The sequence below is a fragment of the Mycobacterium sp. E2462 genome, assembly GCF_001672685.1.
Taxonomy (GTDB): domain Bacteria; phylum Actinomycetota; class Actinomycetes; order Mycobacteriales; family Mycobacteriaceae; genus Mycobacterium.
Window position 1 is genome coordinate 1 of the sequence record NZ_LZKC01000198.1, and the last position, 15,043, is coordinate 15,043.

Annotated in this window: 12 protein-coding genes and 1 pseudogene; 3 read left to right on the plus strand and 10 right to left on the minus strand. The window is 69.4% G+C overall.

Annotation, left to right across the window (positions count from 1 at the left end; translation table 11 throughout):
- Positions 1 to 1,359, minus strand: a 1,359-nt coding sequence (locus A5714_RS10030) for a hypothetical protein (protein WP_068284924.1), incomplete at its 3' end; no start/stop codon positions are given.
- Between the two features lie 232 nt (positions 1,360 to 1,591).
- Here A5714_RS10030 and A5714_RS10035 point away from each other — a divergent pair.
- Entirely contained in the window at positions 1,592 to 2,368 is a 777-nt protein-coding gene (locus A5714_RS10035; RefSeq protein WP_068284925.1) for a hypothetical protein, read from the plus strand.
- A gap of 7 nt (positions 2,369 to 2,375) precedes the next feature.
- Here the strand turns inward: A5714_RS10035 and A5714_RS10040 are convergent, their stop codons facing one another.
- The 7 genes and pseudogenes from A5714_RS10040 to A5714_RS10070 all read right to left on the minus strand — a co-directional run bounded on the left by A5714_RS10040 (position 2,376) and on the right by A5714_RS10070 (position 10,415).
- Positions 2,376 to 4,016 carry a DUF4254 domain-containing protein gene (locus A5714_RS10040; RefSeq protein WP_068072953.1) on the minus strand — a complete coding sequence of 547 codons (1,641 nt, stop codon included), beginning with the start codon at positions 4,014 to 4,016 and terminating at the stop codon, positions 2,376 to 2,378.
- On the minus strand, positions 4,013 to 4,825 hold the full coding sequence (locus A5714_RS10045) for a sulfotransferase (protein WP_068284926.1): 813 nt from the start codon (positions 4,823 to 4,825) through the stop codon (positions 4,013 to 4,015). Before A5714_RS10045 ends, A5714_RS10040 begins: the two co-directional genes overlap by 4 nt.
- Positions 4,826 to 4,882: 57 nt before the next feature.
- Complete coding sequence (locus A5714_RS10050; RefSeq protein ID WP_068284927.1) at positions 4,883 to 5,233, minus strand: YbaB/EbfC family nucleoid-associated protein; 351 nt, start codon at positions 5,231 to 5,233, stop codon at positions 4,883 to 4,885.
- Positions 5,234 to 5,379: 146 nt separating this feature from the next.
- Positions 5,380 to 6,765, minus strand: coding sequence for a type VII secretion protein EccE (eccE, locus tag A5714_RS10055; protein ID WP_068284929.1), 1,386 nt, complete (start codon positions 6,763 to 6,765; stop codon positions 5,380 to 5,382).
- The gene (gene mycP, locus A5714_RS10060) at positions 6,762 to 8,123 is read right to left on the minus strand and encodes a type VII secretion-associated serine protease mycosin (protein ID WP_068284932.1); all 1,362 of its coding nucleotides are present in this window, start codon (positions 8,121 to 8,123) and stop codon (positions 6,762 to 6,764) included. Before mycP ends, eccE begins: the two co-directional genes overlap by 4 nt.
- Positions 8,124 to 8,325: 202 nt before the next feature.
- Positions 8,326 to 8,874 (minus strand): annotated as a pseudogene (locus tag A5714_RS10065) (type VII secretion AAA-ATPase EccA); the annotation flags it as partial.
- Positions 8,875 to 9,086: 212 nt separating this feature from the next.
- Entirely contained in the window at positions 9,087 to 10,415 is a 1,329-nt protein-coding gene (locus A5714_RS10070; RefSeq protein ID WP_068072962.1) for a HAMP domain-containing sensor histidine kinase, read from the minus strand.
- 229 nt (positions 10,416 to 10,644) lie between these two features.
- On the opposite strand from A5714_RS10070, the gene A5714_RS10075 reads away from it, so the two are divergent.
- Positions 10,645 to 11,268: a TetR/AcrR family transcriptional regulator gene (locus tag A5714_RS10075; RefSeq protein ID WP_068072942.1), complete on the plus strand. Its 624-nt coding sequence runs from the start codon at positions 10,645 to 10,647 to the stop codon at positions 11,266 to 11,268.
- 4 nt (positions 11,269 to 11,272) lie between these two features.
- The gene (locus A5714_RS10080; protein WP_068072940.1) at positions 11,273 to 12,484 is read left to right on the plus strand and encodes an acyl-CoA dehydrogenase family protein; all 1,212 of its coding nucleotides are present in this window, start codon (positions 11,273 to 11,275) and stop codon (positions 12,482 to 12,484) included.
- A gap of 3 nt (positions 12,485 to 12,487) precedes the next feature.
- Here the strand turns inward: A5714_RS10080 and A5714_RS10085 are convergent, their stop codons facing one another.
- Both A5714_RS10085 and A5714_RS10090 read right to left on the minus strand, forming a co-directional pair.
- On the minus strand, positions 12,488 to 13,606 hold the full coding sequence (locus A5714_RS10085) for an LLM class flavin-dependent oxidoreductase (protein ID WP_068284930.1): 1,119 nt from the start codon (positions 13,604 to 13,606) through the stop codon (positions 12,488 to 12,490).
- A 5-nt stretch (positions 13,607 to 13,611) separates the two neighbouring features.
- Entirely contained in the window at positions 13,612 to 15,000 is a 1,389-nt protein-coding gene (locus A5714_RS10090) for an NtaA/DmoA family FMN-dependent monooxygenase (protein ID WP_068284931.1), read from the minus strand.
- Between the last annotated feature and the right edge of the window lie 43 nt (positions 15,001 to 15,043).

A 15,043-nucleotide genomic window follows, 5' to 3' on the forward strand; every position in this document is an offset into this window, starting at 1 on the left:
GGTTCCGCCGGGTGCGACGGTGATCAATCCGCCGCCCACGCCCAGCGACGATCCAGTGGACCCGGACAACCCCGACCCCGCGCCGGCCGCGGCGGCGTCCGCCGCCGGCTGCAAGGGCACCGACGGCGCAGCGACCCCGCCGCCACCGCCGAGCGAAGCGGGTTTGAGCCCTGCCCCGCCGGGCAGCCCACCCTTGCCCTTCAACGCATCCTTCACCGCGTCCTTGACGTCGGCGGTGTTTGCCCCCGGGGTCATCGGCGTTCCCGGGACGCTGGGCACGCTCGGCACACTCGGCGTGGGCGTAGTACCACCGCCGGGGATATCGGCGTCGGGGATGTCGGGCAGGTCGGGGTTGTCCGGGTCCACTGGATCGTCGCTGGGCGTGGGCGGCGGATTGATCACCGTCGCACCCGGCGGAACCTTGGGATTGATCGGGGCCAGCGGAATGCCGGCGTTCGAGACGTACAGGGCCAGCGATGACTCCGACTGCGCTTGCAACCGCTCGTACCACTCGATGGCCCGGTAGGTGTACTCCGGCCACGGGTAGCCGGGACTGGTGTAGCGCTTGTACCAGAAATCGCATTGCGACACTTCGTAACTCGTGGGATGCTCGGCCGGGACCGCGTAGCCCGTGCTCGAGCCCGTCGCGTGCTGGCCCAGCACCCTGGCCTTCTTGTGCGCGTCGACGACCCTCGACGCCTGGCCGCCGAGGGTGACGCACAGCTGCGCCATCATGTAGATCCACTGGCGCTGTGCCTCGAAATTCTGTTCCACCATGGTCCGCGCCTCACCCTCCCAGTTGGTGAAAGGCCGGAAGCGGTACGTCTCACGCTGCAGATCGCGCTGGAATCTGTCCCAATCGGCGGCGAAGGCCTTGAATGCCGTTCCCTGGTCCCCGCTCTCGATGTCCTTGGCCGCCTGCCGCACCTCGTAGTAGGGGTACTCGAACGGCGGCGGGGTGATCACCGGCGGCGGCCGAAACCCGCCGCCGAAATCCTCGTCGGGGTCGCACAGGGCCGACACCCCGCCGTCGGCACCGCCCGGGACCGACCGGCCACCCGGTCCGGAACCGTCGAAGCTCACCGCGTCGATCTCCTCGGCGCCCCCCTCGTCGACCTCTTCGTAGGCCTTGGCGGCGTTGCGCAACGACTTGGCCAGGGTCCGCCATTCCCGTTCGCAGGCTTTGAGGTACAACCGCATCGATTCGGCGGACAGCGCGATCTGGGTGGCGGCGTTGTTGACGAACGACAATGGGCACGGCCCGGGCGGATTGGTGGCCGGTATCGGCGGCAGCGGCCGCTCGATTTCGTCGGCCCGCGCCATCAGCTCCTCGTATTCGACGTTCAGCGTCTGGGGCATGGCCGCTCGTTCTCCTAGCGCAGAGGTCGTTCTCGTGGGTTGGTCGTCGACCCGCGGCAGATCCGCCGTGGCGGCGCGGGAGCGCACCGTCCGTGACGAGGGTTATCCTAATCACCGGCCGGACCGCGCGCGCCCCGAATCACGGCCATTGACTGCACGATTCGAGGTGACGCTCGGGTGAAGGGCAAGGAAACGGCGCGCGTCACGAGCCGGAATTAGGCTGACCGCGACCATGAGACTCGACATCCACTTGCAGACCCATTCCGAGCTGAGCGTGCACGGGTCGGATCGGTACGTCGGCGCGCCCAAGAGTGAGATCATGCTGCGCTGCGCGCAATCGCTGGTCGCGTCGATCAACGAGGCCACGTGCGACATCGTACTGCGCGTGTTCGACGACCACTCCAGCCCGAAAGCCGTTGCGGCGCTGCATCGGATACTCGACCGCTGCTCGTGCCCCGTCGAGTTCGTGGCCCTGACCGAGCGCGGTTACAACGCCTCGTGCCTGGCGTCGTTTTCCACGGCGCGCACCGTGGCGCGCGACCTGGTGTACCTCGTCGAGGACGACTACCTGCACACCCCGTCGGCCGTGGCGGAGATGCTCGAGGCACATGCGTTGTTCAAGAAGCGCTTCGGCGGCCGCGAGGTGGCGCTGCATCCCTACGACGATCCGAAGAATTACTGGGGACCGATCTTCAGCCACGAGGACTGCCGCGTCGTGTACGGCAGCGACAGGCACTGGCGGACCAACACGCATACCACCAACACCTGCTGGGTCGAGGCCGAGACGTTGCGCCGAAACTGGCCGCTGTTCGAGCAACTCGCTCTGCATTCGAGCACGCCCTACGGCGTCGAGCAACACATCTTCGAGGCGTCGACGATCAACACGATCTGGCGCGAACAGGCGCTGCTGTTCACCCCAATTCCGTCGCTGGCGCTGCACCTGCAATACGAGGAGCACAGAGACCCCTACATCGACTGGAGTCAGTGGTGGGCCGCTGCCGCGTATTGAGGCACCGTCAACCCTCCCGCCCGTCGAAGAGCGCGCAGCGCTGCCGTTGCGCCGCGGACTTGAACTGCCGGTACACCCCGAACCGGAGCCGACCACTGCGCAGCGCCGCCAGGTACTCGGTCAATGCGCGAAAGAGGTCGGCGTATTGCTCCTCGAGAACCTCACGACGGGAAGCGTGCTCGGCATCCCGCGCCGTGTGCGCGATCCGCAGCGCAAGGACGGATAACCGATCGACGATCGAGCCGGGCGTCTCGCTTCGCAGCGGCGCGCCGTCGACGGCGGCCGACTCGGCCAGCAGGGTCGCGTCGATGTCCTCGACGGCGGCGTTGCGCCGGGCATTGAGCTCGTCGATGCTGCGCTTGCGACGCGCCACCTCACCGTCGTCGATGCCGGCCCGGCGCACGGCGTCCTCGTGATGCCACAGCACGAAATTCACGGCGTGCAGGCCCAACGCCCGTGCGCCGGCGTCGCCCTCACCCGGTGGCACCGACGGCGGCTCGTCATGCCACGCCTGCGCCGCGTCGCGGAACCGGAGCACGGCGCCGAGCAGCGGGTCCTCGGCCGGATCGGCTGTCCGGCCGGCCCGTTCGCGTGGCGCCGGTGCGCCGGCCAGGTCGTCCAGCGCGGCGAGCACCTCGGCCACGGTGATCTTTGCCGTCGACGCCCGCTCGACGTGGCGATGCGGCCCGAACCTGAAGCCCCACGTTGCCGCGCGGGTCGGACCGAACAGGCCGACGCCGGGCACCCGGGCCAGATCGGCGGCGTGCAGCATCGACGAGTCCACACCCAAGAACAGGTCGGCCTGTGCGACCAGAGCCATGGTCAGGTCGAGCGGCAACCCGAGACGGGAATAGACGCGCCGGCCCTCTCGCCCGGCGTCGAGGCTCTCGTGGCCCATCCCGACGACCCAGACGACGAAATCGGGGTGGCGCGCCAGGAACTGGTCGAGCAGCGCGGTGAATCTCGTGATCGGCCAGCGCTTGTCCGCCCAGTCCGTGTCGGCGTGCACGACCAACACCTTGGTGCCAGCCGGGACGGCAGCGCGCACCCGGCGGGCCTGCTCGACCACCCGAGGCGGCAGCGGCAACGGTCCGGCGTAGTCCTCGATCCGCAACGCGGGGTCGAACAGGCGCACCAGCTTGAAGCTCAGGTCGGCGGCGTGGCAGTCCTCTTTGGCGATCACGAAGTCGTAGCCGTCGTCGGTGGGAAAGCCGATCGTGGTCGTGGGCGACAGACGGTGCACCAGGGGACGTATCACCGTGCTCGACAACGCGTTCCACGTCAACGTATCGATGAAGACGTCGACGGGACCGATCCGCGCCGCCAGCGAGTCGTAGTCCACCGCTCGAGGCGCCACGCCCGGCAGGGGGCGGGGGCCGGTCAACGGCAGCCCCGTGGTGTCGACGTGGCGATCGCTGACCTCGCGGAAACACAGGTCGTACACCACCGCCGGGCAGATCAGCGTGAGTGGTTCAGTGAACAGTTCCGCTAAGGCCCGCAGCGCCGGCAGCATCAGCACGGCATCGCCGATGTTCGACAGGAAGCACACCGCGGGCTTGTCGACTCCCAGCAGCGCCCTCGGCGCGGGGGCTACGACGGCTTCCGGGTCGCATGCCAGCGAGCCGGTGTCTCGCCGGCGGGTGGTCATCGGACCGCCCGCGTCGGCGCCGCACCGCCATATCCGAAGCGCCGCGCGAGGGCTTCCACGTGGTCCCAGGCGGGGTCGCCGGCGTCGACGCGGTCACCGGCCGGCCGGTTGGGCAGCAACGGGCGCAGGTTGGCGGCCTTCCACGGCAGGGCGGCGCCGTCCCGGAAGAACTGATGGTCACCTACCGTCTCTGGCGCCGGGTGGGTCAGCGAGGCAACGCCGTTGGCCGGTGTCAGGCCCCACCGACCCAGCGCGGCGGCCAGCGCCGCCGTCGGCCGGGCGGTGAACGCCTCGTAGCGCAGGACGACGACGTCGGCCGCCCCGGAGTGCACCGGTTCCAGGTGCCTCTCGACCTGGGTCAGCGCGTCGGTGACGGTGTCTTTGATCCAGAAGTCGGCGTCGCTGCGCACGGGGGAATCGCGATGTCGCAGGCAGGAATTGACGATCTCCCGCGGGTCACGCAGCACGAACAACACGACGGCTCCGGGAAAGCACCGCCGCAGGGCGGCAAGCCCCGTGGCATAGCGGGGATTTTTCTCGCCCCAGATGGTGCGCGGCCGGGTGACGATGCCCATGACCGAGCGCAGCGCCGCGGCGGGATCACCGATCTCCCGGGCGCGCCGCTGGTAGGTGTTCAGCACGCCGCGCTCGGCGAGGAAGGCGTGCAAGGTGCCGAGCGGCCGCCCGCCGAATCGGTCGATCTGCAGGAGGTCGATCTCGTCGAAGATCACCACGTCCCGGTGGCGGTTGAGGAACTGGGTGACAATGGTCAGCCCGGAGCGGGGAGGCCCCACCACGAACAGCTGCACGGCCGTGTCCGCGGGCTCAGCGCCGCACCGACGGCACTGCGGCGGAACGTGTTTCGCTCAGGACAGGCTCACCGCGTTTTGCAGCGACCCGACGATCTCGTTCAGCGAGGCGAACAGCTGCGCCTGCTGCGATTGGATGGCGTCCGACGCGCCGGCCTGGGCCTTGAGCAGCGCCTCGTTGATCCGGTCTTGCACCTCCTCGGCGCCCAGCCGCAGCAGGCCGTCCTCGATCCGCAGGTCGGTGAGCTTGCGGTGCCCGTCGATGGTCACTTCGACGGTCTCGGCTTCGTCTGTCGCCGTGAACGATTGCGTGTTGGTTCGGTTCATCTGGTCTTCGAGGGCCTTGGTGAACCGCTCGAATTCCGCCAACGTCTGGGCCACTTGCGGGTGCGTTTCGGGGTTGCTCATCTGCAGGGATCCTTTACGTCGGTCGCGCCTCGGCAGGCCCTCAGTGTAGGGGCACTGACCGGCCGCGGCGACCGAATGCGGGGGGATGCCCGACGCCGACCACGGGCGCAACCCGCCGCTCCCACAACGTTTGCCATCCGTTCAGCTCAGCGCGGTAGCGCGTTGCGGTAGCGGCTCTCGTCGGGGACCGACAGGGGGCGGATCGGGAGCTGGCGGTGCCGCGGTGTGCTGACGGCGTTGGGCCGCAGGCTGACTCGGGCCACGCCCGGGTGGCGACCGAGGTAGGTGGTGGCATGCGGCCACGCCACCTTGGACTCCGCGCCCACGTGCGCACCGATCAGCGCCGCCAGCCGCTGGAATCGCGCTCCGAGCGTCACGGTCCCGCCCGCGGCGGCCGCCCGCACGGTGAATTGCAGGAACGCCCGGGCGTCCCCGAAGGTGATGCTGGCGTCGACGTCGTCGAGCGGCAGGTAGACGGGGCAGTGGGCGGCTGTCTCGCCGACCAGGACGCCGGCCGACCCGATCGGCAGCTGGTGGTGCTTGTCGGGCACCAGGGTCTGGCCGTGCAGCGCCGCCCGCTGACCACCCGACAGCCGGGTGAAACCCCGTATTTTAGTTGGCTTTTCGGCGGTGATCAGCAATACCGTCGACTGCGGTGCCCGGCCCGCAACCACCCGGACCCGGGTGACGGTTCGCTCGGCCGGGGCGGACCACCACACATCCGGCCCGCCGGGTGCGGTGTATGCCGCGGTGAAACCGTTGCTGCCCTTGATGTTCGACCACTTCTCGCGTTCGAAGCCGATCTCGGTGGCGTGGTCGTAGTCGTCGAAGCTGCGCCCGCACACGGCGTCGATGCCGTGCGCGGCGAGTTGGTCGGCGATCCGGGTCGCCGACGCCACCAGGTATCGGGCCAGCCCCGCCACCCCGTCGTCGCGCCGCCGGGCCGAGCGGTCCGCGCGGTGCGGCTCGGCCCGCAGCATGATCCAGGTCCGGCGGTGTGCCGGGGCCGGATCGCTGCCGGTCACCTGTCGATACAGGGCGCCCAGCTCCTCCGAGGCGGGCTTGCCCGCTCGGTAGCCGGCCGAGACGACATCGGCCGCCAGATCGGGACAGTTGGTCGACAGCAGGCGTTCCAGTAGGCAGGTGTCCACCACGTCATCGGTGTGGGCCTTGCCGTCGACGATGACGGTCGGGGTAAACGGCCGCGGTACGAGTTCGAGGACGGCGACCAGGAATTCGCCCTCCCAGCGTACGGCGACGTGATCTCCGGGCTGGACCGTGGCGCCGACGGCGGGTTCCGAGGGAATGTCGGGCGGCCTGCGGTGCCGCACCAGCCACGCGCACATCGCCGCCAGCCATCCGGTGAGCCGCCGACCGCGGAAGGTCACCAGGGCCACCAGCGTGGCCACCGCCACCAGCGCCGGCCCGCCCCAGGGATACCGGGTGCCGCGGAACACCAGGACGCATACCGGGGCGACCGCCGCGACAACGAGGGCGTGCCCGATGCCGAATCGTATCCGCCACCCGCTCATGGGGATTCGCGCCTTCGCAGGGCCTGTCGGGTCAGGGCGGCCAGCCCGAGCACCATCAGCATCGCGGCGACGCCACCGACGACGGCGGTGATCGGCCCATGGTCGGGCCCCGGCGCCGGGACCGGCGGGTGAATCCGGTTGACGATCAGTGGCGGGGCGGGCGCCGCAGTCGCGGCCGGGATGTCCCAGGTGAGTGCGGCGATCGCGTCGACCGTGCCGGCACCCACGGCGTCGTCGACGCCACCGCCGGGGTGCCGGGCGCTGGCCGTGATGCGGTTGATGATCTGTGCCGGCGGCAGTTCGGGGAACTTCTGGCGCAGCAGCGCCGCAAGTCCCGAGACGTACGCCGCGGCGAACGACGTCCCGGCGATCGGCACCGGGCCGTCCTTTCCGGGCAGCGCGTCGACGGGCTCGCCTTCGGGACCGAGGGCGACGATGTTCTCCGCCGGTGCGGCGGCTCCGAGCCACGGGCCGTGCATCGAGAAGGGGCTGGGCGCGCCGTTTTGCCCGACGCCGCCGACGGACAACACCATCGGCGTGTACCAGGCCGGCGACACGATCGTCTGCACCTGCTCCCAGCCTCGCGGGTCGCCGGGCCGCGACGGGTCGGGCGGCGGGTTCTGGGCGCAGTCGCCGCCGGTGTTGCCGGCCGCGGCGACGATCACGATGTTCTTCTCGTTGACCGCGTAATTGATGGCGGCGCCCAATGTCGTTTCGTCCACCGGCTTTCGCGCCTGGAAGCAGGCGGCTTCGCTGATGTTGATCACGTTGGCGCCCATGTTGGCGGCGTGCACGACGGCTCGGGCCAGGCTGCGGATCGAGCCGGCCGCGGGTGAGGAATTCGGGTCGTTCTGGTTCTGCTGGCCGTCCTTGGGCTCGTAGGCCTCCGAGGTCTGACGCACCGAGATCAGCCGGGCGTCGGGTGCCACCCCGACGAACCCGTCGGTGAGGGCGGGCCGGGCAGCGATGATGGACGCGATCAATGTTCCATGAGCGTCGCAATCGGTCAGGCCGTTGCCGTCGGGAACGACGAAGTCGCCGCCCGCCTCGGCCGGCACGCGCGGCGAGGCGTCCACGCCGGTGTCGATCACCGCCACCGTCACACCGGCGCCGGTCGCGAACCGGTGTGCACCGGCGACGCCGAGGTAGGCGTTGCCCCACGGCGGGTCGCGAAAGTTCGTGCCCGGCAAAGTCAACGGCGCCTTACAGACGCGACGCTGTTCGAGCGGCTGGTCGGGCCCGGTCACGTCCGGTGGCACGGCGCCCGGATCTATCGACGGCGGCGCGACCGCCCGCACCGGCGGTGCGGTCAACGCCACGAACGTCAGCGCCACCGCGATCGACCAGAGACGGTGCACCGGCGGACACTCCATCCATTCAGCTCGGCGCCGGCCACGCCCGCCGCGTCGTGCGGGGGCGACGGCAGCGGGCTCGGCGCCCGGGTGCATCCTAAGCATTGCCGCCCCGCCGACGCGGCGTTTCACCGAGCGGGAGCCGGCCGACGGCGCCCAGGTGAACTGCGCCGAAACGTTTGGTGGACAAGCCGTTCCGTTGCGGTTGCTACCAGACGATGGCGGCCATGTCCCGATTGTCCGAGCACACGCTGCGCACCGCGGACTGGATGTCCGCGGCGGTGATGATCTGCAGGTCCTCAACCGTGACCGGCTGTCCGGCACGTTTCTGCGCGACGACCCGGGTGTCGCGAAACCCCTCGGCGCGTTCGATGACGTTGCGGGCGAATCGGCCGTTCTGCATGGCGTCGATCCCGTGCCGGCCGCCGGGGGTGGTGTAGTTGCGGATGGTCGTCGCGGCGTCCAGGAAGGTCTCGCGCGCGGCCTCGTCGAGCAGGCTGGCGCGCGGTGTCGCGTAGCGGTTCGCGATCTCGACGATCTCGTCCGGCGAATACGACTCGAACCTCAACTTGCGGTTGAATCGGCCGGCCAGACCGGGGTTCACGGTGAGGAACGCGTCGACCTCGTCCTCGTATCCGGCACCGATGAAACAGAAGTCGAACCGGTGCACCTCCAGCGCGACGAGGAGCTGGTTGACGGCCTCCATGCCGATCATGTCGGGCGTGCCGTCCTGGTGGCGTTCGATCAGCGAGTAGAACTAATACCCAGATCCCTCTTACGACAATCCTGCGTGAATGCTGTTGCGGCGCTGGTCAGGTGCCTGCACCGCGGTCCGCATTGCGAAATTAACTATTTCGTCAAAAAATCCGGGGCGCCGATCTCGTCGGGATAACACCGGTGCAATTCCATTTCCGCAATCGCAGCCGATTATCGGGGCTGCGACGGTGGGCCGGTGCGGCTCGAGAGACGCTACGCGGGGCCGCGTCCGTCACCCGCCAGTAACAGCAGCAATCGGGTGCCGCCGAGCGGGCTGGTGTACAGCGCCGCGGTACCGCCGTGCAATTCGGCCTGTTGGGCGACCAACGCCAACCCCAGCCCCGAGCCCGAGCGCGAGGCCGTCGACCCGCGGGTGAACCGCTCGAACACCGTCGCGCGCTCGGCTTCCGGAACACCGGTGCCGTCGTCGTCGACGGCGATCTCCACGCCCGCGCCGGAACTGCTGACCGAAAGCTGAATCTTGCCGGCGTTGCCGTGCTTGACGGCGTTGGCGATGGCGTTGTCGATGACCAGCCGCAGCCCCGTCGGCAAGCCCACCATCAGGACGGTCGGCGACGGCACCAGCGACACCTCGAGATCGGGGTAGATGCGCGGGGCGTCGTGTGCGGCGCGGTCCAGCAGCTCGGTGACGTCGAAGGGGACGAAGTCGTCGACGGTGGTCAGCTCACCCTGGGCCAGCCGCTCCAGCGCCGTCAGGGTGCCCTCGATGCGGCTCTGCGTGCGGATCACGTCACCGATCACCTCGTGGCGCTGTTCGGGCGGCAGGTCCAACGTGGACAGCACCTCGAGGTTGGTGCGCATGGCCGTCAACGGGGTGCGCAGCTCGTGCGAGGCGACCGCCGCAAAGTCGCGCGCCGATTCGAGCGCCGCCTTGGTCCGCTGTTGCTCCTTGCCGATGCGCGCCAGCATGCCTTCGACAGCCTCGGCGATCTCGACGGCCTCCCGCACGCCGCGCACCTGCACCTCGTCGGGGCTGGATTGCGCATTGATGGCGCGCGCCTGCTGGGCCAGCAGCAGGAACGGGTTGACCATGATCAACGAGATCACCCAACCGACGACGACCGTGCCCCCGATCACGCTGGCGCAGATCAGCAACACCCGCAGGTGAAGTTCGTTGATCCGGTGCTGCGCCTCGGCCACCGGCGCGGCCAGCGCGATGGACGCCGGGCCCGCGGTGAAGGTCCGGACCCGGTACTGCACGCCGTTGATGGTGGTAGTCGCGTAACCGTTGGGCAGCTCCGGCAGCACGATGTTGGCGGGCACCGACGCCGTCACCCCGGCAAGCCGCACGGTGCGCACCAGGTTGCCGTCCGGCATGGGCCGGTCCGGACTGGTCAGCTCGGCGCCGTTGATCAGCGTGTTGATGTCGCCCAGGCTGCTGACCGAGTCGAGTCGCCGGTCGAGTTGGCTGTACTGATCGTTGGTGACACCCACCCACACCCACGTGCCCAGCAGCACCACGAGGGTCATCACCGACAGGGCGGCGACGATGACGATGGTGCGCAGCGATAGCACCCGCATCGGCAGCTGGACATGCGGTAATGCGGGAATGTCGGCCTCCTTCGAGTGCATTGCGATGCGACACGCGCCGGGGAATGCCGACCGCCTCCACACCACCCTCACAGCAATACCGATTGGTCGCCGCGAAGCGCCGGGGTGTTTTGCACAGAAATCTAGCGCCCCCGTTCGGCGCACCCCGTCAGGACGACGCGTTTTGCGTCGGACCGCGGTGAGTGAGTACTCTCTCACCATGCAGGGTTCTGGGCGCGACCGGTTGCTGGCAGCCGCGTTGAAGCTGTTCGCCCAGAAGGGCTACGCCGCGACGTCGGTGGCCGACATCCAGCGGGCGTCCGGGCTGGCGCCCGGATCGGGCGCCTTGTACAAGCACTTCGGCTCCAAGCGCGAACTGCTCGAGGCCGCGGTCGCCTACCGGATCGACAGCATCGTGGCCGCCCGCGAGCAGTACGACGCGGACTCGCCGGGGGGCGTCGAGCAGGCGGTGCGCATCGCCGGACAACTCATCTGGAGCAACCTCAAGCAGGGCGAGGACCTGCTCAAGGTGATGCTGCGGGAGCCCGCCGAACTCGGTGATCTCGACGAAAAGACGTGGCAGGTCATCACCGACAACGCCTATCAGCGTTTCGCCGATGAGCTCGCTGCGTCCAACCGCTCGGGCCGCACGTCCATCCCGGATCCCGAAGCGGCGGCCGCCGTCGCCATCGGGTCGCTGTCCTACGCCGCCACGCTTCAGGCTCTGACGGGGCGCCTGCCGGGAAATATCGACGAAGACCGCTACTTCGAGGCCTGGGTCAGCCAAACCGTCAGCGTCCTCGATCAATACGACAACCGGAAACACCAACCAATTCAGGAGTGAAGCTGTGACGTTTTCACTGCAACTCAGCGACGACGTGGTCGAGGTGCGCGACTGGGTGCATCAATTCGCCGCCGAGGTCATCCGCCCCGCGGCCGCCGAATGGGACGAACGCGAGGAGACGCCCTGGCCGGTCATCCAGGAGGCCGCGAAGGTCGGCCTTTACTCCCCCGACTTCTTCGCGCAGCAGGCGGCCGAGCCGACCGGCCTGGGCATGCTGACCGCGTTCGAGGAGATGTTCTGGGGCGACGCCGGAATCGCGCTGTCCATCATGGGCACCGGCCTGGCGGCGGCGGCGTTGGCCGGCAACGGCACGCCCGAGCAGATCGGCCGGTGGCTTCCCGAAATGTTCGGCACACCCGGCGATCCCAAGCTCGGGGCGTTCTGCTCCTCGGAGCCGGACGCGGGCTCTGACGTCGGCGGCATCCGCACGCGGGCGCGCTTCGACGAGGCGACCAACGAGTGGGTGCTCGACGGCACCAAGACGTGGGCGACCAACGGCGGCATCGCCAACGTGCACATCGTGGTCGCGTCGGTCTACCCCGACCTCGGCACCCGCGGCCAGGCGAGCTTCGTCATCCCGCCCGATGCAAAGGGTTTCAGCCAGGGTCAGAAGTTCAAGAAGCACGGGATTCGCGCCTCCCACACCGCCGAAGTGGTCCTCGACCAGGTCCGCCTCCCCGAGGACGCGATCCTCGGCGGACGCGAGAAGTTCGAGGCCCGCATCGCGCGCGCGAAGTCCGGGTCGTCGACCCGCGGACAGGCGGCCATGAAGACCTTCGAACGCACCCGCCCGACCGTCGGCGCGATGGCCGTGGGCGTGGCGCGGGCCGCCTACGAGTACGCGCTCGACTACGCCTGCCAGCGTGAGCAATTCGGCCGTAAAATCGGCGAATTCCAGGCGGTCGCGTTCAAGCTCGCCGACATGAAAAGCCGCATCGATGCGGCCCGGCTGCTGGTGTGGCGGGCCGGCTGGATGGCGCGCAACAATCAGAACTTCGACGCCGCGGAGGGGTCGATGGCCAAGCTGGTGGCCAGCGAGACCGCCGTCTACGTCACCGACGAGGCCATCCAGATCTTGGGCGGCAACGGGTACACCCGCGACTACCCGGTGGAGCGGATGCACCGGGACGCGAAGATCTTCACGATCTTCGAGGGCACCAGCGAGATTCAGCGCCTGGTGATCTCGCGGGCGGTGACCGGCCTGCCCATTCGGTAACGGTCAGCGCCGGGCCCACTCCTCGGCGAGCAGCTCGTAGGAGCGCACCCGGTCCCGATGATCGTGGGTGATGGTCGTGACGAGCAGCTCGTCGGCGCCCGTGGCGTCGCGCAGTCGCTCCAACTGGTCTGCCACTTCGCTTGCGCTGCCGACGAATTGGGTGTCGACCCGGTCGGCGACCAGGCGACGGTCGGCTTCGGTCCAGCTGCGTTCGCGCGCCTGCGCCGGCGTCGGGAAGGGGATGGCACCCTCGCCGGTGCGGATGCTGCGCACCCAGGGACCGTAACCGGCGGCCAGCTCGCGGGCGGTGGCGGAGTCCGCGGCCACGACGACGTCGGCCGACACCGAAACGTAGGGGCGCTCAAGCACCTCCGAGGGTCGGAACGCCGCGCGGTAGGCGTCGGTCGCCTCCAGCACCGCGGACGGGGCGACGTGATAGTTGGCGGCAAAGCGCAGGCCCCGGTTCCCCGCCACGACGGCACTCTCCCCGCCGCTGCTGCCCAGGATCCACACCTGCAGAGCGGCGCCGGCGCCGGGCACCACGTGCGCCTCCTCGCCGTCGTCCGAGTGGTAGGTGTCGGCGAGCAGCGCCAGGACGTCGTCGACCTGTTCGGTGTAGTTCTGCGATTGCGCGCCCGGCAGCTGCAGCAGCGCCTTCTGCAGCGCGAAGCGAGGCGAGCCCAGCAGCGGTGTCGGGTCGAACGGCGGGGGGATGAGCAAGCCGTTCGGGGTGTGCCCGTCGACCAGCTCCCGGCACCCGACCGGCGCCGACGGTCCGCGGGGGGTGCCCCCCGACCGCCCCAGGCCAAGGTCGAAGCGGCCCGGGAAGCGCGCGTCGAGCAGGCCGAACTCCTCGACGGTGGCCAGCGCGGTGCGGTGGCCCATCTGCACGGCACCCGAGCCGAGGCGGATCGAGGTGGTGTGCTCGGCGGTGAAGGCCAGCAGCAGCGCGGGCGACGTGCCGGCGACCCCGGGGTTCAGGTGGTGTTCGGCGAACCAATACCGGGTGTAGCCCAGGGATTCGGCGCGTTGCGCCAGGTCGATCGTGTTTCTGATCGCCTGTGCCGCAGTGGATCCCGAGGAGATCGGGACCAGGTCGAGCACCGCCAGCGGGGTCGTCATGACCGTCAGGAGGCCACGTCGGCCGAGGTGTCCGCGGATCGTCGCGGAGCGGGCAGCGGCGCCAGGCCGAGGTGTTCCCGCAGAGTGGTGCCTTCGTAGTCGGTGCGGAACGCACCGCGCTCTTGCAGCAGCGGCACCACCTGATCGACGAACTCGTCCAGGCCGCCGGGGGTGATGTGCGGGACGAGGATGAACCCGTCGCTGGCGTCGGCCTGCACGAAGTCGTTGATGGTGGCCGCGACGGTCTGTGCCGATCCGATGAACGACTGGCGCCCGGTGACTTCGACGATCAACTCCCGGGTGGTGAGGTTCTCCGCAGCGGCCTTCTCCCGCCATTGGTTGGCGATCGCGATCGGGTCGCGGAACATCCGAACGCTGGCACGGCCCCGGGAGATCGTGTTGTCGCCCACGACGGGGTCCACGGTGGGCAGCGGCCCGTCCGGGTCGTGGTCGGAAAGGTCGCGGTTCCACAGCTGTTCGAGGAACTTGATGGCCGTCTGCGGCGACACCTGCGCCAGCCGCACGTCGTGGGCGATCTCGGCGGCCTCGGCGTCGGTGTCGCCGATGACGAAGGTCGCGGCCGGCAGGATGAGCAGGTCGTCGCGGCGGCGCCCGTATCGGGGCAGGCGGCCCTTGACGTCGGTGTAGAACGCCTGCCCTTTGGTCAGCGTGCTGTGCCGGGAGAAGATCGCGTCGGCGGCGGACGCGGCGAACTCGCGGCCCTCGTCGGAGTCGCCGGCCTGGAAGATCACCGGCCGGCCCTGCGGGCTCCTAGGCACGTTGAACCGGCCGTGGATGGCGAAGTGCGCGTCGGTGTGGGCGAACGCCCCGGCATCCGGGTCGGATAGGAAGACGCCGGTCGGCTTGTCCGCGACGATCTCGTCGCCGCGCCAGGAGTCGAACAGCTCCAGCGTGGTCTGCAGGAAGGTCCTGGCCCGCTCGTAGCGTTGGCCTTCGGCCAAAAAGCCTCCGCGGCGGAAGTTCTCGCCGGTGAAGGCGTCCCAGGACGTCACCACGTTCCACGCGGCGCGGCCGGCGGACAGGTGATCGAGCGAGGCGAACTGCCGCGCCACCTCGTAGGGCTCGTTGAAGGTGGAGTTGATGGTGCCGGTCAGCCCGATGCGTTCGGTGACCGCCGCCAACGCGGCCAGCACGGTGAACGTGTCGGGGCGGCCGACGACGTCCAGGTCGTAGATCAGGCCGTTCTGCTCGCGCAACCGCAATCCCTCGGCCAGGAAGAGGAAGTCGAACTTGCCGCGTTCGGCGGTCTGGGCGAATCGCGCGAACGAGCTGAACTCGATGTGGCTACCGGCCGCCGGGTCGCTCCACACCGTGGTGTTGTTGACACCCGGGAAATGCGCGGCCAGATGAATTTGCTTTGTCGGCTTGGTCATTGGAGAGTTCCTTCGCGGTCAGGCGTTCGCGTAGCGGCGGGCA